Below are 24,657 nucleotides of genomic sequence, written 5' to 3'. Positions count from 1 at the left end.
ACAGGCACTACTCCTAACACCGTCACCTTTGCGGCACTTTCCCCCACTGCTACCATCACTCTGCCCACCATCGACGATAGTGTGGTAGACCCCAGTGAAACCATCATCACCACAATTACCGCCCCCGCCGGCTACACTATCAGTGGACCTAACACAGCTACGGCCACCATTCTTGACAACGAGTTTACCACCTACTTCTCGGATGATTTTGCCAATAACAGCAAGGGTTGGACTCTGGGGACAGAATGGCAAATCGGTGCTGCCACAGCTTCTACGGGTCACGTATATGGCAACCCTGATCCCGGAACCGACAATACTCCCACAGCCGATAATGGTGTAGCTGGGGTTGTTATTGGGGGAAATGCCTCTACAGCCTTGCACGGCTTCTATTATTTAACCAGTCCGATCATCAACACCAGCACGGCCAATCAGTTGTTCTTTGAATATGCCCGTTGGCTCAACAGTGACTACACTCCCTATATGCAGAACACAGTGGATATCTTCAACGGTTCTAGCTGGGTCAATCTCTGGAGTTCAGGAGCTTCTCCAGGAGTGCAAGATAACGCTTGGAACCCTCAACAATTTGATATTAGCGCCCACAAGAGTGCCTCAACTCAAATTCGTTTCGGGTTCAATGTTGGTAGCACTGGTGTATATACAGTAAGTTCCTGGAACGTTGATGATGTCAAAATCTATGGTGATGGGGGCGCGGCGACAAAATCAATCTCGATCGCCAAAACCACCGATGGTAACGAAGCCGGTTCAGTAAGCAGTGTCTTTACCCTCACCCGCACCGGCGACCTCTCCAGTGCCTTAACGGTTAACTACACCCTAGCGGGGACAGCCACTCCAGGTGTTGACTATACAGGTACTACTCCTAATACCGTCACCTTTTTGGCAGGTTCCCCCACTGCTACCATCACTCTGCCCACCAAGGATGACCTCTTGAGTGATCCCAGTGAAACGATCATCACCACAATTACCGCCCCCGCCGGCTACACTATCAGTGGACCGAGCACCGCTACGGCCACCATTCTTGACAATGATGGTAACTCATCCAGTAACAACTTGGTCGGGACAAGCTTTGCCGATGCCCTGGCTGGAGTGGGAGGTAATGACACCCTTAGCGGTTTAGGAGGCAACGACACCCTCGATGGTGGGGCCGATAACGACACTTACCTCTTCGACACGGATCTGGTCTTGAATAGCGATCTCCTCATTGATGCCTCTGGAATCGATACCCTCAACTTTGCGGCGACCACAACTAAAACCATCAACCTCAATCTCGGCAGTACCGTCGCCCAAACCGTCACCGCTGGGAATCTCACTCTCACCCTAGCTAGTGCCACTGCCTTTGAAAATGTTATTGGTGGTAGCCTCAACGACAACATCGTCGGCAATAGTCTGGCTAATTCTCTTACAGGTGGTCTTGGCAAAGATAGCCTGACGGGAAGCACGGGATTGGATACTTTGAATTACAATTCTCTGGGTGAGTCGCTGCTGAGTGGCTTTGATGTTATTCAAAGCTACAGTGGCACGGGTGCTAGTCTTGATAGCATTAATGCCCCTGGGTCTATTGCGCCAATCACTTTGACCGCATCGAAAGGCACAGCTACTGCTTTAACCGAAGCGGCGATTCAGTTGGTCTTGACTAATGCGGCCTTTGCTGCTAACACGGCGGCGGCCTTTAACGTGACAGGTCAAAGTGGTACTTTTATCGCTCTCAATAATGGAGCGGCCGGTTTCCAAGCCGCTAGTGATGCGATCATTCAACTGAGTGGTTACAACATTGCTGCCGCTACACCAGTGGTAGTGATCTAGATTGAGAGATCATTTAAGTTTGCAGGCAGTGGGAGAATCTTCTCCTACTGCCACTAGGGGTCTTTCAAAGCCTAAGCTTCCTGTTGTTGTTCTGCGAAGCCTAAGAGGGGGGTGATTCGGTAGTAGCGATGGGGGCTTAATCCTTTGCTTTGCTGTGCATTGTAGTCATGGATAACTGGACTTCCCCCGTATAAACATACTGGCTATGGCTAAAAGTCTTACAGAGCCTGAGTTAAAGCTATGTAATACAAATATCCTACTGGATGCAAACTTCTGAAGTCCTTACGCAGATAGGGTTTGAGGTAAAAGTTTTCAAATTTGACCCTTCGACCATTATAGCTTGTTTCGGGGCAGAAAACCAGCAAAAACATGGCTACAGAGGGAATCGCTTACTCTAGAGATTAATGACACTATCTGTTACAATCTGGTTAGCGATCGCTATACAGCCAACTCTACGGAATCGCTCTACTCCAGATACAGTCAACGGTACAGACATTTTCAAGCGAAAAATGTACCCAGTAGCCTCTTTTCAATTTTTTCTGAGACGCTCCCTAAGGGTTTTGTTGATTTTTTAGTATTGTAAAGTATTACATAAGACTGGGCCAAAACGAGGGTGAGTTAATAAGATAACCCACCCTGAAAGAGATTTAGCGATCAACTGACCCCATAATAATATCAATACTGCCTAAAATCGCCATAATATCGGCAACTTTTACCCCTTTGAGGATATGAGGCAGAATTTGAAGATTATTAAAATCGGCGGCCCGAATTTTCCAACGCCAAGGGAAAACATCATCATTACCGACGATAAAGATACCTAATTCCCCTTTACCGCTTTCCAAGCGCACATAATGTTCACCTTTAGGAATCTTAAAAGTGGGGGCGACTTTTTTGGCGATATATTGATAGTCAAAATCATTCCAAGCTGATTTTTTCCCTTCTGCCATCCGTTTTGCTTCCAGATTTTCGTAGGGACCACCGGGTAAACCTTTCAGTGCTTGCCGGATAATTTTCACCGATTCGCGCATTTCCCGAATCCGCACCAGATAACGAGCAAAACAATCGCCGGCGGTTTCCCAATGCACTTCCCAGTCAAAATCGTCGTAACACTCGTAATGGTCAACTTTTCTTAAATCCCATTTCACCCCAGAAGCGCGCAACATCGGACCGGATAAACCCCAGTTAATCGCTTCGTCTCTGGTAATGCAGCCTATCCCTTCAATACGACGGCGGAAAATCGGGTTATTAGTGATTAATTTCTCGTATTCGTCCACTTTGGGGTCAAAATAGTCACAGAAATCCTCGCACTTATCCACCCATCCGTAGGGTAAATCTACCGCCACGCCACCAATACGGAAATAATTATTATTAATTAACCGCATTCCCGTGGCAGCTTCCCAGAGGTCATAAATCATCTCCCGTTCCCGGAAAATGTAGAAAAAGGGAGTTTGTGCGCCTACATCCGCCATAAAGGGGCCTAACCAGAGTAAATGGTTAGCGATGCGGTTGAGTTCCAACATAATCACCCGGATATATTGCGCTCGTTTGGGAACGGCGATATCGGCTAATTTTTCGGGAGCATTGACCGTAATCGCCTCATTAAACATCCCTGCGGCGTAATCCCAACGACTAACGTAGGGAACGTACATGACATTAGTGCGATTTTCGGCAATTTTTTCCATGCCCCGATGAAGATAACCGATCACGGGTTCACAGTCAATCACGTCTTCCCCGTCAAGGGTGACAATTAAGCGCAAAACTCCGTGCATTGACGGGTGATGGGGTCCCATGTTTAAAACCATGGGTTCTGTTCTCGTTTCAATTTTTGCCATAGGGCTACCGATGATCCCGAAAATCTTTTTAAAGTTATTATAAGTAAACGCCTTGACAATACACAAGGACTATCCGGTATCAGGAGGCAGGAGTCAGGAGTCAGGAAACAGGAGTCAGGAGATTATTTTTATTTATTCTCCCCATTTCCTAATTCATAATTCATAATTCATAATTCCCTCTCCCCACTCGATCGAGTACAATAGAGTGTTCAGCAAAAGCGATCGGCTATTAGCTTTGATTAGTCCTTCGGTAAGAGTTATAAACCAGAGAAAAGAGCCATTAAGAGCGGCAATCAGCTGAAAAAGCTCAAAAACTGAATTTTAGGCTGAAGGCTGACCTTAGCTTGCTGAAAGCTGAATCCCGTTGATAATTTTTTTACTTGAATCGCCGTGGTTATCCAAATCGAATCAACTCAAAACTACGAAACCAAAACCCAAGAGATAGCTAGACAACTTTTAGCCGAAACTCGGGAAAAAAAAGGTCTTTGGTCTGCTTTACAGGATCAAATGCGTTGGGATGATAAATTACTCGATTGGGCCATGTCTAACCCCAATTTACGAGTACAATTATTCCGTTTTATTGACTGTTTACCCGCTTTACGCAGTAATGCCGAGATCGCTAATCATCTCCAACAATACCTCGGTGATGCTTCCGTAGAACTGCCCAGTGCGCTGAAAAGTATCCTCAACTTTAGTGATCCTAACTCCCTACCGGCTCAAACGGCCGCCAGTCTGATCAGTAAATCCGTAGAAACCTTAGCTCGTAAGTATATCGCCGGGGAAGACCTAGGACAAATTACTCGCACTGTCACCCGTCTGCGGAAGGAAAAAATGGCTTTTACCATAGATCTCCTCGGTGAAGCGGTAATTACTGAAGCGGAAACCCAAGTTTATCTACAAAGTTATCTGGATTTAATGACCCATTTGGCTCAAGAAGCGAGCAAATGGAATAAAGTTAGCCAAATTGATGAAGCGGACGGCGACTTATTACCACAAGTGCAGGTTTCTGTCAAGCTAACTGCCTTTTATTCTCAGTTTGATCCCATGGATCCGATTGGTAGCAAGGAGAAAGTTTGCGATCGCATTCGCCTACTATTGCGACGCGCTCAGGAGTTAGGGGTGGCAGTCCATTTTGATATGGAACAGTACGTTTATAAAAACCTCACCCTGGCTATCCTGAAAGAATTACTCCTAGAAGAAGAATTTCGCAGTCGTACCGATATTGGCATCACCCTACAGGCATATTTAAGAGATTCTGCCCAAGATTTACAAGATTTAATTAATTGGGCCAAAAAGCGCGGTTATCCCCTTACTGTCCGGCTAGTCAAAGGCGCTTACTGGGATCAGGAAACAATTAAATCTCGCCAAAATCACTGGCCACAGCCGGTATATAACGAAAAATCAGCCACTGATGCCAATTATGAACGGATGACGCGGTTATTATTGGAAAATCATCAATATTTATACGCCGCCATCGGTAGTCATAACGTGCGATCGCAAGCCTTGGCCTGTGCGATCGCAGAAAGTTTAGAAATTCCCCGTCGTCGCTTTGAAATGCAGGTATTGTACGGCATGGGCGACCAATTAGCCAAAGCCTTAGTGAAGCGGGGTCATCGGGTGCGGGTTTATTCCCCCTACGGACAACTCTTACCCGGTATGGCCTACCTAATCCGCCGTTTATTAGAAAATACCGCTAATAGTTCCTTCCTACGGCAAAATTTGGAGGATCGTCCCGTGGAAGATTTAATCGCAGCCCCCCGGGTTTTAGGCAATGATAACCCGATTATCCCCGGTTTTCCTAACGCCCCTGATACAGATTATGCCAACGAGCAATTAAGAAATAAAGCCAATCAAGCCCTTACTTTTGTCAAAAATTCCCTCGGTAAAACCTATTTACCCCTAATTAACGGCGAATACGTCGCCACCAATGTTCAAATTAATTCCGTTAATCCCTGTAACCCACAGGAAATAGTGGGTAAAGTGGGCTTAATTGATGTGGAACAGGCAGAAAAAGCGATAATAGCGGCAAAACAGGCTTTTCCCGCTTGGAAACGCACTCCAGTGGCTAAAAGAGCCGAAATACTGCGAAAAGCGGCAGATTTGATGGAAGCGCGACGACACGAGTTATCGGCCTGGATTTGTTTGGAAGTGGGCAAAGTTATCCAACAGGCGGATCCAGAAGTGTCAGAAGCGATCGATTTTTGCCGTTATTACGCCTCCGAGATGGAAAGACTGGATTTAGGGCATAATTTCGACGTAGCAGGTGAGAATAATCGTTATTCCTACCAACCCCGGGGTATTGCTTTAGTGATTTCTCCCTGGAATTTCCCTCTTGCGATTGCGGTGGGGATGACAGTAGCGGCTTTAGTAGCCGGTAACTGCACGCTATTGAAACCAGCCGAGACTTCCTCGGTGATTACGGCGAAATTTGCCGAGATTCTCCTAGAAGCGGGTATTCCTGCCGGAGTCTTCCAATATATCCCGGGTAAAGGTTCCCAGGTGGGGGCGCATTTAGTTAGCCATCCCGATGTTCACCTAATCGCCTTCACCGGTTCACGAGAAGTGGGCTGTCGCATCTATACAGATGCCTCCATCGTGCAAAAGGGTCAAAAACACCTAAAACGAGTTATCGCCGAAATGGGCGGCAAAAATGCCCTAATTGTCGATGAGAGTGCCGATTTAGATCAGGCCGTTGTCGGTGCGGTTAAGTCCGCTTTTGGCTACACCGGCCAGAAATGTTCGGCCTGTTCGCGGATAATTGTTCTGGAAAGCGTCTATGATAGCTTTGTTGATCGCTTTGTCGAGGCTACCAGGTCCCTCAATATCGGGCCGACGGATTTACCGAGTACGGAAGTAGGACCGGTTATCGACGAGAAAGCTCAAGCAAGAATTCGGGAATATATCGAAACTGGGAAAAAAGAGGCAGAATTGGCTCTAGAGATGCCGATTCCAGAAGTGGGTTACTTCGTCAGTCCCACCGTCTTTAAGAATGTTCCCCCTGATGCGGTAATAGCGATGGAGGAAATTTTTGGTCCGGTGGTGGCGATTATCAAAGTGAGCAATTTTGAGCAAGCTTTAGCTGTAGCTAACGGAACCGACTATGCTTTAACCGGTGGCTTATATTCTCGCACTCCTGCCCATATTAACCGAGCTATGCAGGAATTTGAAGTGGGAAACCTCTATATTAACCGGGGAATCACCGGTGCGATTGTCTCCCGTCAACCCTTCGGGGGTTTCAAGATGTCGGGGGTAGGTTCCAAGGCTGGGGGTCCCGATTATCTGCTGCAATTCCTCGAACCTCGTCACATCAGCGAGAATATTCAACGTCAGGGATTTGCACCGATTGAAGGGGCCGATTAAGCGATTTATAGCTAGGGTTTGCGGCAAAAAGTTTGTTGGTGGGGTTAGGAGACAGGAGACAGGAGACAGGAGACAGGAGACAGGAGACAGGAGACAGGAGACAGGAGACAGGAGACAGGAGACAGTATTCTCCGAGTCAGCTTTTTTCTCCCTGCTCCCTTCCCCCCACTCCCCTATCTCCCCATCTCCCCCCCGCAACGCGCACGAAGTGGTCTCCCCACTCTCCTAGACTTTTTAAACAGGATTTACTATGACAGGGGACTCCCCAACTGTTGTCTTTCTTACCTGATTTCTTGGCTGTCAACCTACTGCTATATACTTAAGTTGAGAATTGCGTCGGCCTATCAAGAAAAGACTATGACGATTGAAACCGTTGCCACAAAACCCTTTAGTGACCAAAAACCGGGGACTTCCGGACTGCGAAAATCCGTTCCCGTTTTTCAACAACCCCATTATCTGGAAAATTTTATTCAAGCTATCTTCAACACTTTAGACGGTATCGAGGGTCAAACCCTAGTTGTCGGTGGAGATGGTCGTTATTATAACCGTCAAGCTATTCAAACTATCCTGAAAATCGCCGCCGCTAACGGTATCGGTAGAATACTCGTGGGAACCGATGGTATTGTCTCCACTCCCGCTATTTCTGGGTTAATTCGCGAAAATAACGCTTTTGGCGGTATTGTTCTCTCCGCTAGTCATAACCCCGGCGGTCCAGAGGGGGATTTTGGCATTAAGTACAATATTACTAACGGCGGACCGGCCCCGGAAAATATCACCGATGCAATTTATGCCGAGACGAAGGTGATTAGCAGTTATAAAATCCTCTCAGGGGCCGATATTAACCTCGATCGCCCCAGTTCCTTTAAACTGGGAACTATGGATGTGGAAGTGATTGATGCGGTCACTCCCTACGTCAAAATGATGGAAAAGATTTTTGATTTTGATCGCATTCAGGCCCTACTCACTTCCGGTAAGTTTAAAATGTGCATGGATTCTCTCCATGCAGTGACGGGTCCCTACGCTTATGCTCTATTTGAACAGCGTTTAGGTGCGCCCAAGGGTACAGTATTAAATGGCGTTCCCTTAGAGGACTTTGGTGGGGGTCATCCCGATCCTAACCTAGTCTATGCCCATGATCTGGTAGAAATTCTCTTTGGTCAAGATGCACCCGATTTTGGGGCTGCTTCCGATGGAGATGGCGATCGCAATATGATCCTCGGTCAGAATTTTTTTGTCACCCCCAGTGATAGTTTAGCTGTACTAACTGCCAACGCTCATCTAGTACCGGGGTATCAAAATGGTATCACGGGAGTGGCGCGATCGATGCCCACCAGTGCGGCGGCCGATCGAGTAGCGGCTAAACTGGGAATTGACTGTTATGAAACTCCCACGGGTTGGAAATTCTTCGGTAATTTGTTAGATGCGGGGAAAGCAACCCTTTGTGGTGAGGAAAGTTTCGGCACGGGTTCCAATCATATTCGCGAAAAAGATGGTTTATGGGCGGTTCTTTTCTGGTTAAATATTTTGGCAGTTAAAGGGGAATCTGTAGAGGCAATTGTTCGCAGTCATTGGCAAGAATTTGGCCGCAATTTCTATTCTCGTCATGATTATGAAGAAGTCGCCTTAGAACCGGCTAAAGAGATGATGGCACGTCTCCAGAAGCTGGTTTTAGACCTTAAGGGTAAACAATTTGGTAACTATGAAGTGGAATATGCCGATGATTTTAGCTATACGGATCCGGTGGATGGTAGTATCAGTAAAAATCAAGGGATTCGCATTGGTTTTACCGATGGTTCTCGGATTATTTATCGTCTATCGGGTACGGGAACTAAAGGGGCAACTCTCCGGGTTTATCTAGAAAGTTATGAACCGGACGCAAGTAAACACGATATCGACACCCAAAAGGCCCTACAGCCGTTAATTGATTTAGCTGAAGAAATCGGTCAAATTCGTCAATCTACCGGACGGGAACAACCCACGGTTATTACCTAAAATCTAGGGAGCGGCTATCAGTTTTTATCGGGGAATTTTTTGACCTGCTGACCACTGATAGCTACTCCTTAATTACTTTCAGTAATTGCTTTGTGGTACAATTTTTGAATTCCCGTCACTAATTTATCTAAAATCGATCGATGGCTATCGTGAGTCGGATCAAGACTCTGCACTTTGGTTAATAATTTCGCTTCCTGTATATCCACGTCGTCATCGCTATAGATTAAGGTGCTAATCGATGTTATTAGATCTTGATAGGTTTCTGGACTAGGATTATCGCCTAAATAGGACTCTAACCATCGATAACATTCACCAGTTTTAACTGGTTTTAGTTCGGATAATAGTGGTTTAATCTCCGGATCATCATCAAGTTTTTCCCTCACAGCTACCTGTCTTAAATAGCTTCTTTCTGATGGTTGAATTACACCATCAATCCAAGCAACACCGATGAGAATTTTCAGTAATTGTTTATTTTTCATCTCACACTTCCTTGACTAACTTAGCCATAAAAAAACCGTCTTGATTATGCCGATGGGGTAACACTTCGATCGCTCCCGTTTCTGTATAGTATTCTGAGAAAGATGAATTAGAGTCAGGAGGGGCCATTTTCCAATCGGGATGAGCGGCTAAAAACTGCTCGATCACTCTTTCATTTTCTAACGGATTTAAGGTACAGGTGGCATAAACTAAGATTCCCTTCGGTTTTACCCAAGTGGCAGCCGAGGCTAAAAGTTCCCCCTGTCGTTTGGCTAGTACAGGTAAATTTTTGGGTGTTTGTCGCCAACGTATATCAGGACGCTTGTGCAGGGTTCCCAATCCTGAACAGGGAGCATCAATTAGTACACGATCAGCGATGCCGCACCACTGGGGACGATCGCGACTATCCCCTAGATGTATTTCGATCGCTTTTAAGTCTAATCTTTTAATATTGGCTTCTAACTGTCTTAAACGGGATGGCGTTTGATCACAGGCTAATATTCTACCCCGATCGCCCATTAATTCGGCGATATGAGTGGTTTTTCCCCCCGGTGCCGCGCAAGCGTCGATAATTGTCTCTCCGGGCTGGGGATCGAGTAGATAGGTGACTAATTGGGCGCTAATATCCTGTAGGGTGTAATTTCCGGCTCGAAATCCCTCTAAACGCTCAATATTGCCTAAACCAGAGGTTAAACGGCAAGCTAGAGGTAACTTAAGATGATGAAAAGTTATATTGGCTGATTCTAACTCATTTTCTAGGGCTTCTTGGCTAGTTTTCAGGGGATTAATCCGAATATCGAGGTCAGGAGAGCGATTAAACCATTGACACAGTTGTTCCGTTTCCGTAACACTAAAGCGATCTAACCACAATTGCACCAACCAATCGGGGAAACTGTGGAGAATACCCAATCTAGAAGCGGTATTTTCTGGCAAAATTAAAGGATCATCGCCATTAGCAGTTAAACGGAGATATTGCCGCAGCATTCCGTTAACCACCGCCGCTAATTTGCCTAAATGACTGATTTTAGTTAATTCTACCGCCGTATTCACCGCCGCCGATGGGGGAATCTGGGATAGATAACGCAGTTGATAAAGACCAATATGGAGAATTCGCCGTAAATCCGGGGGTTGCTGGGCCGCGGTTTTTTTCCCCAGGCGATCGAGCAGCGCATCCAGAGTTCTTTGGCGGCGCACTATACCATAAACAATCTCCGTTGTCAAGGCTTTGTCAAGACAATTTAAGGAACTAGCGGACAAATGGCGATCAAGAGCGCGATCGGGATAGGCGGAGGAGCGATCGATATCGCGTAAAATCAGCAAAGCCAGCTGACGAGCATTATTCATGCAGTTTCTAGACGATTGCGGAGGAATTGGCGTAAAATAGTCAGCGCCGGAATCGGGATTTCGTGACCCATATTTAACTCGTGATATTCGACGTTAACCCCCAAACCAAGCAGTAAATCTCTGGCTTGACGAGCAGCAGCGATAGGAACGACGGAATCCTGCTTACCATGAACAATTAAGACATTTTGGGGACCCTGGGGATGGGGTTCACCGTGCAGATAACCACTCAGGGAACCCAATCCCGCCAAGGGTAAGGATAAACCCACATCCAGCGTCATCGCTCCTCCTTGGGAAAAACCGGTCAAAAAAGTCCGCTCTAGGGGAATACCGGTAGTTGCTTCTAGGGAAATAATCCAATCGTGCAACTGTTGACGACTAGCGACTAAACCTTGATAATCGGAGGTTTCTAACGCATACCAGGCGCGTCCCCCCGGCACTTGCGGATGATCGAAGGGAGCATTAGGAAACAAAAATTGACAATCAGCCAGATCCAACATAGCCGCTAGGGGGGCCAGATCCATGGCATCCGCACCCCAACCGTGCAGCATGATCACTAGATAGCGAGCGGGATTTTCTGGGGAAGGGGGAATGACAATCGGGTTAAAAGACAGGGTTTTTTCCTCGCAATTCTCTTTTTTCTCTATTCTATAGCGGTTTTCCCCGGGGTGAGATGGCTGTTGGGGAGTCTTTTCAGTAACCAGTAATCAGTGAAAAGAAAACTCCGATTACTACCCCCTTCCTCTCTCGGAAAAGGTTTGGGGGTGAGGACAATTAACCAGAGCTGCCATTACTTTGGAAAAATGGTCTTAGTCGTCGTCGAGTATAGTTGTTGTCAGCAACTACTAAAATTAATTAATATATCCGCCGCTCACCGTCAAGCTAAAACTAGACAGAATGATCTGGCTATTATCACCCAACCCAGCCTTGAGCCGGTGAAAATGCGGGCTAATTGGCAATTTTTCGGCAAAAAAGTTATCCACACCTGTTAACAGGCAATTTATCCCCCGAATGAGCTACAATTATCGGTCAAACGTGGTTAATAGTGAGCAGATGCGTCGCATTGAAGGGGCGATTTTTGCCTCTGGTATGCCTGTGGCCGCTTTGATGGAAAAGGCAGCCCTGTTAACGGCACAACAGCTTAAAAAGTCCTATTCTTTGGCTAATTTCCCCAAAATTGGCGTTATCGTTGGCCCTGGTCACAATGGCGGCGACGCTCTCGTGATTGCTAGAGAATTACATCTCGCCGGTTATCAAGTATCTCTTTTTTGTCCGATCGCCAAACTCAAGGATTTAACAGCACAACAGGCGAATTATGTCAAGCATTTAGGCTTAATTTTTCAGGAAACTTTAGAATGTTTGCGGGATTGTCAGTTAATTATCGATGGTCTTTTCGGTTTTGGTTTAGAAAGGACTTTATCGGGAGAGATTGCCGAATTAGTCGATAAAATTAATAGTTGGCAAAAACAGGTAATTAGTATCGATATTGCTTCGGGAATTCACACCGACACCGGAGAGGTTTTAGGCACGGCAATTAAAGCCACTCATACCTTTTGTTTGGGACTCTGGAAGCGAGCTTTTTTCCAGGATTTGGCCTTACCCTATCTGGGTAAAGTGGAGTTAATTGATATAGGAATTAGTCCCCTTGACCTAGAAACAATTTTACAAGATTCACCGCCAATTCTGAGGGTTAATCCCGCTCTAATTCGCCCTTATTTACCTTTACCCCGTCCTCTCCTTACCCATAAATATCAGCAGGGACATTTATTAATTATCTGTGGTTCTCGTCGTTATGCGGGGGGGGCAATTCTTGCCGGATTAGGAGCGCGAGGTAGTGGTGTAGGAATGCTTTCTATTGCTGTTCCTGCTGCCCTTAAATCTTTATTAATTAGTCATTTACCAGAAGCATTAATTATCGATTGTCCCGAAACTGCCACGGGAGCTATTGCCGAACTTCCCCTCGAATTAAATAATTATCATGTCCTCGCTTGTGGACCTGGATTAACCACAGAAAATCCTGCTATTATCGAACAGGTTTTAGACAGTGATAAACCGATTATACTTGATGCCGATGCTTTAAATATTTTGGCTCAATTGGGTATAGAAAAATTATCATCTCGCCAAAATAAGACAATTTTAACGCCTCATTGGGGAGAATTTAAACGCTTATTTCCTAACTTATCAGGTTCTCAAGACAGGATTAATATCACTCAAAAAGCATCTCGACAAAGTGGTGCAATTGTTTTATTAAAAGGAGCCAGAACTATAATCGCCTCCCCGGAAGGTAAAATGTATATAATCCCCGAAAGTACCTCCGCTTTAGCGCGAGGTGGTAGTGGTGATGTTTTAACGGGATTAATCGGCGGATTCTTAACCCAAATGCCGGATAATGCCCCGGAAGCAACCGCATTAGCAGCTTATTTACACGCTCAAGCCGGCATTTTAGCAGCCAAAGAAAGGACAGAATTAGGAGTAGATGGAGTGACTTTAGCTAATTATTTATTTGCTGCCCTTAAAGATTCGATCCCCCCTGCCCCCCTTGATAAGGGGGGTGCCGATAGGCGGGGGGATCAGAATTGATAATTATTACTGTATCTAAATAGCTGGTTATAATTAAATTAAAAATGGATTTTAGGTTCGATCCCCCCTGCCCCCCTTGATAAGGGGGGTGCCGATAGGCGGGGGGATCAGAATTGATAATTATTACTGTATCTAACATTAAAATATCTTTCATAATACCCACCAAACCTAAGAGAGCCAAAATATTATTAATAGCATAAATGTACTGTATTTAAACTGCCTATTGACATTTTAGTACAAATGATCGGACTGCCTTAACCTAGCTCCGGCGCTCCCTTCTCCGGTGCAGTCTTAAGGATTAATTCAGATAGTCGGCATTTGATAAAACATAAGGAATGTTAACCAAAACCACTTATCGTTAGGAATTTTGATAAGTTGGAGATTGAACAAAGATAGAAAGTCTCTAGCGCTGACAACTATGGCTGTAATTGTCCAAAAATACGGTGGTACATCGGTAGGTTCCGTGGAACGCATTCAATCGGTCGCTCAACGGGTCAAAAATACGGTAATAGCAGGAAATACCGTGGTGGTGGTCGTTTCTGCCATGGGTAAAACCACCGATGGATTGGTCAATTTAGCCAAACAAATCGCCGCCGAACCCTCGCGCCGGGAGATGGATATGTTATTATCCACGGGGGAACAGGTAACAATCGCCTTGATGAGTATGGCCCTAGAGGAAATCGGACAACCGGCCATCTCCCTAACCGGCGCTCAAGTGGGAATTGTCACGGAATCCGAACATAGTCGGGCCCGTATCTTAGAAATTAAAACCGATCGCCTTTCCCGTCATCTATCGGAGGGTAAAGTAGTTGTGGTCGCCGGTTTTCAAGGTGTCAGCGATAGTGATCAACTAGAGATTACCACCCTAGGACGCGGTGGGTCCGATACCTCGGCCGTAGCCCTAGCGGCCGCCTTAAAAGCCGATTTTTGCGAAATTTACACCGATGTACCCGGTATTCTCACCACTGACCCCCGTTTAGTCCCCGAAGCGCGTCTTTTAGACCAAATCACCTGCGATGAGATGCTCGAATTAGCCAGTTTAGGGGCGAAAGTTCTCCACCCGCGAGCGGTGGAAATCGCTAAAAATTTCGGGGTTCCCTTGGTTGTCCGCTCCAGTTGGACAGAGGATCCGGGTACTTGGGTGACATCCCCAGCACCGAAACCGCGCACCCTGCAAGGATTGGAATTGACAAAAGCAGTGGATGCGGTGGAATTTGACGGTAATCAGGCGAAAATCTCCCTTTTACGGGTTCCTGATCGTCCCGGTATCGCTGCCCGTTTATTCGGGGAAATTGCCCATCAACAGGTGGACGTGGATTTAATTATTCAATCGATTCACGAGGGGGACAGCAACGATATCGCCTTTACGGTGATGGGAAATGCCTTGAAAAAAGCCCAATCCGTGGCCGAAGCGATCGCACCAGTTTTACGTTCCCATCCCACTAATACAGAGGAAGCGGAAGTGATCATCGAATCCGGGGCCGCTAAAATCGCCATTACCGGCGCTGGTATGATCGGCCGGCCGGGAATTGCTGCCCAAATATTTAGCACTTTGGCCGCAGCGGCAATTAATATCGAAATGATCTCCACTTCTGAAGTAAAAGTCAGTTGTGTCATCGATGAAGCGGACGGAGAAAAAGCAATTAAAGTCCTTTGTGATGCTTTTCAAGTGGAGTATTCTGCTAAAGTTGCTCATTGCGAAATCCCTAAAAATTTAGTCCCAGTCAGGGGAGTGGCCCTAGATAATAATCAGGCCCAAATGGCCATTCGTAACGTCCCCGATCGCCCGGGGATGGCGGCGAGAATTTTCTCGGTTTTAGCGGCAAAAAATGTCAGTGTTGATATGATTATTCAATCCCAACGCTGCCGCATTGTCGATGGTATTCCCCGACGGGATATCGCTTTTACTTTACCCCAAGCTGATGCTAATTTAGCCCAAAAAATCCTCTTAGAACTATCGGAAAGTTTGGGTTTACAGGAAGTGGTGGTTAATAATGATGTGGCCAAAGTGAGCATTGTTGGTTCAGGAATGGAAGGACAACCGGGGGTAGCAGCACGCTTTTTTGAAGCTTTAGCAAAGGAGAAAATTAATATTTTGATGATTGCTACTTCTGATATAAAAATCAGTTGTGTGGTGAATCAGGAAGATGGAGTCAGGGCCCTACAAGTGGTTCACGCCGCTTTTGGATTAGCCGGACAGGGTAAAATTGAAGTACCCGCCTAAATGAAATTACAAGTTCTATGATGGGGGTAAGAGTTGTTTAATTGTTGGCAACTTAACCCCCCAAAAACCAGATAAATAAGTTAACCCTCATCACCCCGATTTTATCTATGGAACCGATAACAGTGGCGACAATTGTTGCTTTGGTATTTCAGACTACTGTAGAAAAATTTACCGAAGCTGCTCTAGAAAAAATTAATACTTTGCGGCAAATCATCTGGAATAAACTTAAAGCTAATCCTAATGCTGAAAAAGCTTTACAAGCTGCTGAAAAAGGGTCAAAAACTGATCTAGAAAAAGTAGCAGATTATTTAAAGGTTGCCATGAATGATGAAGCAGATTTCGCCGAAAAAGTCAAGGGTTTAGCAACAGAAATTCAATCCTTGAAAATTCAGGATAGTAGTAGTATGAACCAGGCTAATTCTGGAGGTCAAAATTTACAGAATCAGGGTCAGGTTAGTGAAGTTTATCAAGCAGAAAATATAAACATCAATAAAACCTGACTGCAGCCGCCTGTTAAGGAACAGGTTAAACAACATCCTCACAATTTATCTAATAGTAATATCCCTAGATTTGTTGGTAGGGATCAGGAATTAATTGACTTAAAAACTCAATTACAACAATCCCAAAAGCTTGCTATATCTACCTTAACGGGAATGGGAGGCATAGGTAAAACCGAACTAGCCAGACAGTTTGGCTGGCAACAATGGCGAGAAAAAGCCTATCCCGGGGGTATATGTTGGTTAAATGTGGCAGAAAGTGACGGCGGTTTTATCGGTACTTCTATTTTAGATTTTGCGCGGGTACATCTCAAATTAACTTTACCGGATGAGGGAGAATTAGACGTAAAAATTCGTTATTGTTGGCAAAACTGGTTAGCGGGAAATGTCCTAATTATCTTTGATGATGTGCGGGATTATCAGCAAATTAGGGATTATTTACCACCGCAAGAAGACAAACGCTTTCAGGTTTTAATTACCACTCGCAAGGAATATTTATCAGCGACAATTGCGACTTTTCGGGTAGAAGTATTAAAAGAAAAAGATGCACTTGATTTATTGCGTTCCTACCTTGAAGACAACAGAATTGACACACAAATCGAGGCAGCTAAATTATTATGTCAGGATTTAGGTTATTTACCCTTGGCGTTAGAATTGGTGGCAAGGTTGCTGGTACGACGACAGGATTGGAAAATTAGCAAAATACGGCAGAAATTAGCCGAAAAAGGCTTAGATGAGCCAATCTTAGACAAAAATCCCAAGTTTCATGGGGAAATGACTGCGGAAAGAGGGTTAAAAGCTGCCTTTAATCTCAGTTGGGAGGAGTTGCATAGCGAACCAGAAGCGCAAATTTTGGCACTTTACCTCAGTTTATTCGCTCTTGCGCCCTTTCCCAAGGGGATGATTCTGGATTTATTTCCCGATGAGGATGGGGATACAGTGGAGGAATGGTTAACCGATAGTTTAGTTCACCTGAGTTTAGTTCAGGATAAGGGTGATGGTTGGTATGAAATTCATCCCCTGTTGCGTCGCTACTTTCGGGATAAGTTAGAAGCATCACCCCACGCAGAACCAGCAAAACGCCGTTATTGTGGGATTATGGCCAAAAAATCGGCAGAAATGCCACAGAATCCCACTATAGAAATCGTTGAAGAATTTAAACCTTTCCTTCTCCATCTACAAACATCTGTCGGGGAATATCCCCAATATATCGCTGATGAGGATTTATTATGGTCCTATACGGGTTTAGCTTGGTACTATAACGGACAAGGATTGTATGCTACTGCTGAACCTTACTGTCAAGCTTGTTTAACCGCAACTCGAACCCACTTAGGAGACAATCATCCCGATGTGGCAACTTCCCTCAACAATTTAGCACACTTGTACGATTCCCAAGGCAGGTACACAGAAGCAGAACCTCTCTATCTAGAAGCTTTAGATTTGAGAAAACGACTCTTAGGAGACAATCATCCCGATGTGGCAACTTCCCTCAACAATTTAGCATACTTGTACTATTCCCAAGGCAGGTACACAGAAGCAGAACCTCTCTATCTAGAAGCTTTAGATTTGTGTAAACGACTCTTAGGAGACAATCATCCCCGTGTGGCAGCTTCCCTCAACAATTTAGCACTATTGTACAATTCCCAAGGCAGGTACACAGAAGCGGAACCTCTCTATCTAGAAGCTTTAGATTTGAGAAAACGACTCTTAGGAGACAATCATCCCGATGTGGCACAATCCCTCAACAATTTAGCAGCATTGTACGATTGCCAAGGCAGGTACACAGAAGCGGAACCTCTCTATCTAGAAGCATTAGATTTGTATAAACGACTCTTAGGAGACAATCATCCCGATGTGGCACTTTCCCTCAACAATTTAGCAGAATTGTACCGTTCCCAAGGCAGGTACAAAGAAGCGGAACCTCTCTATCTAGAAGCGATTAATATTGCTATCCAAGCATTAGGGGAAAATCATCCCCATACCCAAACCGTTTATCAGAATTATCTGAGGATGTTATCCCAATTACCCGAAGCAGAATTAAGACAACGGTTTCCCGATGAGGTGGTGGAGATGTTGAAACCAAAACCCCCTCATCCCTGAAAACAGTCTTAACTGTGATTTATGGAATTATGGGATAGACTATAATTGATCATTGATAAAGACTTGCCAAATACAACACAATCATAGCATTCACTCAATCATTCAAATCACAGCTTAGACTTATTATAGGAATCTTCCAGACTCTGTGCGATAAGCTTAACCTACAACATAATCGATCTTTGTGTCCTTTGTGCCTTTGTGGTTCCTTCCATTCCCTCGCCAGTAGGACTGTATCTTAGAATACATTTTACCCACCAAATCCAAGAGAGCCTTGAATGAACCAATCATAGTTAAGAGCGTTGGAAAAGAGGGTCTGTAGGCGCACGGATTTACGATTATGAATATAGTATCCTGTCAAGTCGCCTTTGTCAAGAGAAAATTTAACAACATCCAGACAAACGTAGGGTGCGTTAGACGGCAAAAATTTCCGCTTTAACTTGAAGCTAACAATCCGTCGTAACGCACCACCACCATTGACAGTGATTGGAATGTTGAATGATGAACTATGACTAGGGAGCTAGTTAAGAGTGGATTAGAGATGAAGATTGATTGAATAAACCAATCATAGTTAAGAGCGTTGGAAAATAGGGTTCGTAGGCGCACGGATTTTCCATTATGAATATAGTATCCTGTCAAGTCGCCTTTGTCAAGAGAAAATTTAACAACATCCAGACAAACGTAGGGTGCGTTAGACGGCAAAAATTTCCGCTTTAACTTGAAGCTAACAATCCGTCGTAACGCACCACCACCATTAACTGTGATTGGAATGTTGAATGATGAACTATGACTAGGAACCTAGTTAAGAGTAGATTAGAGATGAAGATTGATTGAATGAACCAATCATAGTTAAGAGCGTTGGAAAATAGGGTCTGTAGGCGCACGGATTTTCCATTGTGAATATAGTATCATGTCAAGTCGCCTTTGTCAAGAGAAATTTTGACAACATCCAGACAAACGGGGACATTAAGCTTAAATCAAGATTGAAATTACAGCAGACGAATAAATTCTTCTTGTGTCAGTTCAGCATCGCGTAAAATTTTTAAGAGTAATCCTTTCCCAACAGTTTTCCCCCGATGAACTGGTACGGTGACAACTCTTCCATCTTCATGTTTTAAGCGCAGATGACTTCCTTTTTGTCGGATAGATTGAAACCCTATTTTAGTTAAAGCTTTGATAACTTCATCACCGGTTAATATCGGTAATTTTGGCATCAGATAGACACCTTTTCAATTCCAACAAACTCCGACACATCTTCAGGATTGTCATCTTCCAAGCAAAGTTCAATCACTTCCCTGATATTCTTCATCAATTCATCAATCGTTTCCCCTTGACTGTAACAACCCCGAAGTTGAGGAACTTCCCCAACATAATATCCATCCTCATCCCGTTCAATGACAACATAAAACTCTCTTTGATGGTTCATGGTTCTCAATCCTTAAAAAAATTATCGCTATCTAAGCTTTTATTGGCGATTATTGAGACTTGAAAATAGGGTCTGTAGGCGCAAGGATTTTCCATTATGAATATAGTATCATGTCAAGTCGCCTTTGTCAAGAGAAAATTTGACAACATCCAGACAAACGTTATTGTAGGGGTAATTCATGAATTACCCCTACACCTATTACCTAGTCCAGTAACCCACCACCATCGACAGTGGTTGAATTAATCACTGCTCACTGCTCACTGATAACTGATAACTGATAACTGATAACTGATAAGAGATTGTCGAAGAAGGGGTGAACATTCGGGGGATAACCCATCGCTGAAACCGTAGATTTCCTATCCGAATGTTGCGCCCCTACTTTTTCAGCATACCCTAATTAATCGGGCAATTTATACTGTTCCACAATCTTTTTAGCATATTCAGGAACATGAGCCGCTAATTTTTCAGGATAATTACGTTTAACATAAAGGTAATTACGGGTAAAGTGAGAATCGATGGAAAAGCGAGCATATTCTAACCCTTTGGGCCCGATTTTTTCAATTACTACTCCCATCATTTTTGCCGCCCACATCGGCAAGGTTACACCTTTATCGTAGGCAGGAATGCTATTTTGTACCGCCTGTTTTCTATCACCACTAGACATAACATCTTGGGTGTCTAATTGATCTTTAACTAACTCTAACATTTCCTTGCCCGTATCATTACGAACCATAATCCATTGCCAGCCAAAAGGTGCGCCCATATAGCCCACAACTAAATCAGCAAGGGAGTTAACATAATCAAAACAAGTCATACAGGAAGGGGCAAAAACATCTTTTAATTTATTAGTTTTTAAGCCAAAAAAGGGAACCATTTCCATCGAGCCGTCTTCGTGTTTAAAGTGTACCCGAAAATCCTGCATAAATTCGTAGTGAACCACAGTTTCTGGGGAACGACTGGTAGTTTCTAGAAACTTTTGCAGTCCTGAGCGGGTGACATTATCGACGCAGGGAGTTCCTAAGACATATAACTTTTCTAAGCCTAATTTTTTTTCTACTGCTCTTAGGGCTTGAATTTGACAACCAACTCCGATAACTAATAACCGTTTCATGCCCGATTTTTCAATTTCTTCTAGGACTGATAAATTGGGAGAAAGAGTCGGTTTATTAACTTTAGCGGCGAGAATTTCTTCCGTGGTACGGGCGAGAATCGGTTGCGGTTGAAAGCGATCCTCGGCGGTATTCTGCACACAAACCACCCCTTCTACTAAACCACGATTGAGCATTTCACAGGCAATTGTGCTGACGATTCCTGTCCATTGCGCCCCAGGGATAGCTTGTTTTTTCTTGGCAGCCATCATCTCTTGATGAACGCCAAAATAGAGATCATTTTCCTGATTTAAGTCGCGACTTTTGCCGTGTGCTTCTGCTTCTAAATCGGCGATTTGTTGATTAAGAAAAGCACAAGCGTCTTTAACATAGTGAATATAATAAGTGTCACAAAGTCCGCACTCGCTGCACAATTCTTTGGCAGGACGACGACTATTGGGCTTGAGGGCTTTGGCTTTGAGGTGTGGCGCAAGGGAGTTCATAATCTTAAAAGGCAACTAGGTCAAGGGTTTTTTTCTATCGATCGTTTACCTTACCGCATTAGATCGCTTTGTTACCAATCTTTTTAAAGAAATGTAACGATTACCCGGAATAGGATCAGAGCAAAGCTTCTAAGGTGGCGACGACGGAAGCCGCTAAAGTTTCTAAATCATAACCGCCTTCTAAGCCGAAAAGCAGCGGTTTATTGAGACTTAAGAGGTATTTGGTTAAAATTCCATAATCTTGTGGGTGTAAACAAATTCCCGCCAGAGGATCCGCTTGATTGGCATCATATCCAGCACTAACAATCACTAAATCCGGTTGAAAATTTTTCAGAAAAGGTATGACTTGCCCCTCAAAATGTTCTTGATAATCTTTAATCGTACTTCCCGCCGATAAGGGAATATTCAAAACATTATTAAACTCCCCTTTTTCTCTCGCTTCTCCCGTGCCGGGATAAAAGGGGAATTGATGAAGGGAACAATAGGCAATCTGGGGATGATTTTCGACTATATCCTGGGTGCCATTGCCGTGATGTACGTCCCAATCGAGAATCGCTACTTTTTGCACTCTTTTGTTTTCTAAAGCATAATAGGCGGCAATAGCAGCATTAGAAAACAGACAGAAACCCATGCCATAATTAGAAGTGGCATGATGTCCGGGTGGACGGGCTAAAATAAAGGCAGGATCGCCAGTGGATAAAACTCGATCGACTCCATCTAACCAGCCACTAACCGCTAGTAACGCCACATCGTAACTACGCGCAGAAACGGGAGTATCGGCATCCAATCTTCCCCCGCCCCGTTGACAAATTCGCCGCAATCTATCAACATAATCTTGATTATGAACTTGTTTAATCAAAGGGATTACTTCGTCACGAATTTCGATGGGTGTGGGTAAATGCCATGTTAATTTTGACTGCCATTCTCTTTGTTTTAAAGCCTCGACAATTGTCGTTAAACGTGCCGCTTTTTCGGGATGGTAAATACCTGTATCGTGATCGAGAAATTCATCGGAATAGATAATCGAGATCATAATCAAATTACTGCTTAACTCGTTGATTTTTGAGCAACCCAATGGTTTTAATCTACCAGAAAAGCAGGAGCTTGAGGAGCTATAGTGAAAAAACTTTACTGATCGGGCTACTTTTGCCAGATGATGCAATTATACTAAATCCGTTGAGCATAGGCTACTTATGAGGAGAGGCAAGAGGCAGAAGGCAAGGGGCAAAAGGGGGAATAAATAATCAGTTTTTAATAACCGAATTTAGTATAAGAGTCACTCCCCTTGCAGGAGTGTCTCTCCTGATATGTAGTCCATACTCAGCGGATTTAGTATCAAAAAAAAATCGGGCTAGAAATATCTTCCAACCCCATAGGATCAATAACCTAATTAGTGATTAAATTCTCGACTTAGTAAGCGTCCTGTAGTTCGTAGAATTCGGGAGAAACGTAATCTTTACGTAGAGGCCAACCGACCCAATCTTCCGGCATTAAAATCCGTTTCAGGTGGGGATGTCCTTCATAAATAATGCCGAACATATCATAACTTTCTCGTTCTTGCCAGTCAGCGGCTTTCCAAATCCAGTAAACCGAAGCAACCCTGGGATTATCTCTAGGAAGAAAGACTTTTAAGCGCACTTCCACGGGACTATCGACATTATCGGTTACTTTGACCAGATGATAGAAACTAACTAATTCCTTACCCGGTCCCAAATCGTAAGCACCCTGACATTGGAGATAATTAAAGCCATAAGCGAATAAAGCAGTGGCCAGAGGAATTAAAAATTCTGCTTCTACTTTAATCAATTCCACACCACTATGGTCAGCTTCTAAAGCTTGATGATCAAAACCATTTTCGCTTAACCAAATCGAAGTGGGGCCAGCTTGCACAATAGCTGTGGTTTCTTCAGTCATTTAGATTTCTTCCTTTTGTTTCGTGGTCAAAAGAGCGGGGGGAACAGGCATACCAGTGGCTTCTAGTAACTCTTTCGGAGGTGCTTGACGGGTGGCCGATTGTAGATATTTACCCGTAAGAATCGGTTCCGTGGCCTGCATTTTGTGGGTGGTGCTGTAATAACGATTGGTTTGCTGGAGAACAGTCCCACGTTCTTGAATAGATTCGTTAGCGACTTTTTTCCGCAGTTTAATAATCGCGTCGATAATCGCTTCCGGACGGGGGGGACAACCGGGTATATAGACATCGACGGGGATAAGTTTATCTACCCCTCTAACTGCGGTGGTGGAGTCACTGCTGAACATTCCCCCCGTAATCGTACAGGCACCCATGGCGATAACGTATTTAGGTTCCGGCATTTCTTCGTACAGACGCACCAAAGCGGGGGCCATTTTCATGGTGATTGTACCGGCAGTGATGATTAAATCGGCTTGCCGGGGACTAGAACGGGGAACTAAACCAAAGCGATCGAAATCAAAACGGGAACCAATCAAGGCCGCGAACTCGATAAAACAGCAAGCTGTACCGTATAGCATCGGCCAAAGACTTGACAAACGCGCCCAGTTATACAGGTCATCAACGGTAGTGAGAATGACATTTTCCGATAAATCCTGGGTAACTTTGGTGCGTTCGATGGGATTGAGGATTTTTTCGCTTTGTTGTTCGATAATTTGCTTAAATTCACTGGTAGGGTTGGGACTCATCGGGTTATCCTCTCATGAAAAGTCAAAAATAAGGAAAATTATGGCCGCTATGACCATTCTAAGGCTCCTTTCCGCCAAGCATAGACGAGAGCAACCACAAGGATAGCAATAAAGATCAGTGCTTCTACAAAAGCTAATAGGCCCAATTGATTGAAAGCCACTGCCCAAGGGTAGAGAAAGACGGTTTCCACGTCAAAAACCACGAAAACGAGGGCAAACATATAATAACGAATGTTAAACTGAATCCAAGCACCGCCGATCGGTTCCATCCCCGATTCATAGGTAGTGCGTCTTTCCGGACCGCCACCACTAGGCCGCAGGACTTTGGAGGCAGTTAGGGATAGGATTGGTACTAAACTGCAAGCGAGCAGAAATCCTAGAAAATACTCGTAACCTTTGAGGACAAACACTGGGTTTTTTTTCTCCTTATTCGCTATCGACAGGGGAAGTTGTCGGCATCTCTATGGCTACTTATTATAGAGGCTTTAGCAACCCCTCTCCTTCTCAAAAGCAGCATTGAAGATGTTTATCGATACCATTAGCTAATCATCGGGTTGAGCTTCGCTTCTGTCTCTGTTTTGCTCTTAACTCTGACGGGGTGACAAGGAAGTCTACAATCCCTATGAGAAGCAAAGTGTAGCCAAATATGGTAAAAAAGAGGTGGCTGGGATCAGCTGTTGACTATCTTAATGAGTACCAGAGTGGTAATTCCGAGCATTTGTACTAAAATTTCTCCTAGGCAGTTCAAATTATGAGAAATG

General features: G+C 44.5%; 20 protein-coding genes. 9 read left to right on the top strand and 11 right to left on the bottom strand.

Annotation, left to right across the window (positions count from 1 at the left end):
* Positions 1-1,821, top strand: a 1,821-nt coding sequence (locus N0824_RS21505; RefSeq protein ID WP_233256489.1) for a Calx-beta domain-containing protein, incomplete at its 5' end; no start/stop codon positions are given.
* A gap of 647 nt (positions 1,822-2,468) precedes the next feature.
* Here the strand turns inward: N0824_RS21505 and N0824_RS19770 are convergent.
* Positions 2,469-3,653, bottom strand: coding sequence for an NAD(P)H-quinone oxidoreductase subunit H (locus N0824_RS19770; RefSeq protein WP_002754423.1), 1,185 nt, complete (start codon positions 3,651-3,653; stop codon positions 2,469-2,471).
* Positions 3,654-4,043: 390 nt separating this feature from the next.
* Here N0824_RS19770 and pruA point away from each other — a divergent pair, with 390 nt between their 5' ends.
* Entirely contained in the window at positions 4,044-7,013 is a 2,970-nt protein-coding gene (pruA, locus tag N0824_RS19765; RefSeq protein WP_108937984.1) for an L-glutamate gamma-semialdehyde dehydrogenase, read from the top strand.
* Positions 7,014-7,370: 357 nt separating this feature from the next.
* Entirely contained in the window at positions 7,371-9,005 is a 1,635-nt protein-coding gene (locus N0824_RS19755) for an alpha-D-glucose phosphate-specific phosphoglucomutase (RefSeq protein ID WP_108937982.1), read from the top strand.
* A 68-nt stretch (positions 9,006-9,073) separates the two neighbouring features.
* Here N0824_RS19755 and N0824_RS19750 read toward each other — a convergent pair whose 3' ends face one another.
* From N0824_RS19750 to N0824_RS19740, 3 genes are read right to left on the bottom strand one after another with little or no spacing between them, the layout of a single operon-like run.
* Positions 9,074-9,484: a TerB family tellurite resistance protein gene (locus tag N0824_RS19750; RefSeq protein ID WP_008202144.1), complete on the bottom strand. Its 411-nt coding sequence runs from the start codon at positions 9,482-9,484 to the stop codon at positions 9,074-9,076.
* A 1-nt stretch (position 9,485) separates the two neighbouring features.
* A complete protein-coding gene (locus tag N0824_RS19745) occupies positions 9,486-10,826 on the bottom strand; it encodes a 16S rRNA (cytosine(967)-C(5))-methyltransferase (protein ID WP_108937981.1) in 1,341 nt (446 codons plus the stop codon).
* Positions 10,823-11,416, bottom strand: coding sequence for an alpha/beta hydrolase (locus N0824_RS19740; protein WP_306438777.1), 594 nt, complete (start codon positions 11,414-11,416; stop codon positions 10,823-10,825). Before N0824_RS19740 ends, N0824_RS19745 begins: the two co-directional genes overlap by 4 nt.
* A 210-nt stretch (positions 11,417-11,626) precedes the next feature.
* On the opposite strand from N0824_RS19740, the gene N0824_RS19735 reads away from it, so the two are divergent.
* The 5 genes from N0824_RS19735 (at position 11,627) to N0824_RS19710 (ending at position 18,224) form a co-directional block, all read left to right on the top strand.
* Positions 11,627-11,815 carry a hypothetical protein gene (locus N0824_RS19735; RefSeq protein WP_108937979.1) on the top strand — a complete coding sequence of 63 codons (189 nt, stop codon included), beginning with the start codon at positions 11,627-11,629 and terminating at the stop codon, positions 11,813-11,815.
* 19 nt (positions 11,816-11,834) lie between these two features.
* Positions 11,835-13,403 (top strand): NAD(P)H-hydrate dehydratase, encoded by a 1,569-nt coding sequence (locus N0824_RS19730; RefSeq protein WP_108937978.1) that lies wholly within the window; start codon positions 11,835-11,837, stop codon positions 13,401-13,403.
* A 418-nt stretch (positions 13,404-13,821) separates the two neighbouring features.
* Positions 13,822-15,627: an aspartate kinase gene (locus N0824_RS19720; RefSeq protein ID WP_108937976.1), complete on the top strand. Its 1,806-nt coding sequence runs from the start codon at positions 13,822-13,824 to the stop codon at positions 15,625-15,627.
* A 107-nt stretch (positions 15,628-15,734) separates the two neighbouring features.
* Positions 15,735-16,127: a hypothetical protein gene (locus tag N0824_RS19715; RefSeq protein WP_108937975.1), complete on the top strand. Its 393-nt coding sequence runs from the start codon at positions 15,735-15,737 to the stop codon at positions 16,125-16,127.
* Positions 16,128-16,262: 135 nt separating this feature from the next.
* A complete protein-coding gene (locus N0824_RS19710) occupies positions 16,263-18,224 on the top strand; it encodes a tetratricopeptide repeat protein (RefSeq protein ID WP_373456636.1) in 1,962 nt (653 codons plus the stop codon).
* Positions 18,225-19,210: 986 nt separating this feature from the next.
* Here N0824_RS19710 and N0824_RS19700 read toward each other — a convergent pair.
* On the bottom strand, positions 19,211-19,435 hold the full coding sequence (locus N0824_RS19700; protein WP_108937973.1) for a type II toxin-antitoxin system HicA family toxin: 225 nt from the start codon (positions 19,433-19,435) through the stop codon (positions 19,211-19,213).
* Positions 19,435-19,647, bottom strand: a complete 213-nt coding sequence (locus tag N0824_RS19695; RefSeq protein WP_002749012.1) for a type II toxin-antitoxin system HicB family antitoxin — start codon at positions 19,645-19,647, stop codon at positions 19,435-19,437. Before N0824_RS19695 ends, N0824_RS19700 begins: the two co-directional genes overlap by 1 nt.
* Before the next feature lie 96 nt (positions 19,648-19,743).
* Here N0824_RS19695 and N0824_RS20815 point away from each other — a divergent pair, with 96 nt between their 5' ends.
* A complete protein-coding gene (locus N0824_RS20815; protein ID WP_158269568.1) occupies positions 19,744-19,890 on the top strand; it encodes a hypothetical protein in 147 nt (48 codons plus the stop codon).
* 154 nt (positions 19,891-20,044) lie between these two features.
* On the opposite strand, the gene N0824_RS19690 is transcribed toward N0824_RS20815, so the two are convergent.
* The 5 genes from N0824_RS19690 to ndhC form a co-directional block, all read right to left on the bottom strand.
* Positions 20,045-21,238, bottom strand: coding sequence for a Coenzyme F420 hydrogenase/dehydrogenase, beta subunit C-terminal domain (locus N0824_RS19690; protein WP_108937972.1), 1,194 nt, complete (start codon positions 21,236-21,238; stop codon positions 20,045-20,047).
* A 115-nt stretch (positions 21,239-21,353) separates the two neighbouring features.
* Positions 21,354-22,271, bottom strand: a complete 918-nt coding sequence (locus N0824_RS19685) for a histone deacetylase (protein ID WP_108937988.1) — start codon at positions 22,269-22,271, stop codon at positions 21,354-21,356.
* 377 nt (positions 22,272-22,648) lie between these two features.
* Positions 22,649-23,152: an NAD(P)H-quinone oxidoreductase subunit J gene (locus N0824_RS19680; protein ID WP_002738424.1), complete on the bottom strand. Its 504-nt coding sequence runs from the start codon at positions 23,150-23,152 to the stop codon at positions 22,649-22,651.
* The gene (gene ndhK, locus N0824_RS19675; protein ID WP_002760976.1) at positions 23,153-23,896 is read right to left on the bottom strand and encodes a photosynthetic/respiratory NAD(P)H-quinone oxidoreductase subunit K; all 744 of its coding nucleotides are present in this window, start codon (positions 23,894-23,896) and stop codon (positions 23,153-23,155) included. It abuts the gene before it with no gap.
* A gap of 47 nt (positions 23,897-23,943) precedes the next feature.
* Positions 23,944-24,306, bottom strand: coding sequence for a photosynthetic/respiratory NAD(P)H-quinone oxidoreductase subunit C (ndhC, locus tag N0824_RS19670; protein ID WP_002739390.1), 363 nt, complete (start codon positions 24,304-24,306; stop codon positions 23,944-23,946).
* Positions 24,307-24,657 lie beyond the last annotated feature (351 nt).

The sequence above is a fragment of the Microcystis sp. 0824 genome (genome assembly GCF_003112475.1).
GTDB classification, from domain to species: Bacteria; Cyanobacteriota; Cyanobacteriia; order Cyanobacteriales; family Microcystaceae; genus Microcystis; species Microcystis aeruginosa_C.
This window is presented reverse-complemented; position numbering and strand designations above follow the sequence as displayed.

Excerpts from the sequence above, each read along its gene's own strand:
- N0824_RS19770 (WP_002754423.1), bottom strand. The coding sequence starts at position 3,653 with ATGGCAAAAATTGAAACGAGAACAGAACCCATGGTTTTAAACATGGGA.
- N0824_RS19755 (WP_108937982.1), top strand. The coding sequence starts at position 7,371 with ATGACGATTGAAACCGTTGCCACAAAACCCTTTAGTGACCAAAAACCG.
- N0824_RS19750 (WP_008202144.1), bottom strand. The coding sequence starts at position 9,484 with ATGAAAAATAAACAATTACTGAAAATTCTCATCGGTGTTGCTTGGATT.
- N0824_RS19745 (WP_108937981.1), bottom strand. The coding sequence starts at position 10,826 with ATGAATAATGCTCGTCAGCTGGCTTTGCTGATTTTACGCGATATCGAT.
- N0824_RS19735 (WP_108937979.1), top strand. The coding sequence starts at position 11,627 with ATGGTCTTAGTCGTCGTCGAGTATAGTTGTTGTCAGCAACTACTAAAA.
- N0824_RS19730 (WP_108937978.1), top strand. The coding sequence starts at position 11,835 with ATGAGCTACAATTATCGGTCAAACGTGGTTAATAGTGAGCAGATGCGT.
- N0824_RS19720 (WP_108937976.1), top strand. The coding sequence starts at position 13,822 with ATGGCTGTAATTGTCCAAAAATACGGTGGTACATCGGTAGGTTCCGTG.
- N0824_RS19715 (WP_108937975.1), top strand. The coding sequence starts at position 15,735 with ATGGAACCGATAACAGTGGCGACAATTGTTGCTTTGGTATTTCAGACT.
- N0824_RS19700 (WP_108937973.1), bottom strand. The coding sequence starts at position 19,435 with ATGCCAAAATTACCGATATTAACCGGTGATGAAGTTATCAAAGCTTTA.
- N0824_RS19695 (WP_002749012.1), bottom strand. The coding sequence starts at position 19,647 with ATGAACCATCAAAGAGAGTTTTATGTTGTCATTGAACGGGATGAGGAT.
- N0824_RS20815 (WP_158269568.1), top strand. The coding sequence starts at position 19,744 with ATGAATATAGTATCATGTCAAGTCGCCTTTGTCAAGAGAAAATTTGAC.
- N0824_RS19690 (WP_108937972.1), bottom strand. The coding sequence starts at position 21,238 with ATGAACTCCCTTGCGCCACACCTCAAAGCCAAAGCCCTCAAGCCCAAT.
- N0824_RS19685 (WP_108937988.1), bottom strand. The coding sequence starts at position 22,271 with ATGATCTCGATTATCTATTCCGATGAATTTCTCGATCACGATACAGGT.
- N0824_RS19680 (WP_002738424.1), bottom strand. The coding sequence starts at position 23,152 with ATGACTGAAGAAACCACAGCTATTGTGCAAGCTGGCCCCACTTCGATT.
- ndhK (WP_002760976.1), bottom strand. The coding sequence starts at position 23,896 with ATGAGTCCCAACCCTACCAGTGAATTTAAGCAAATTATCGAACAACAA.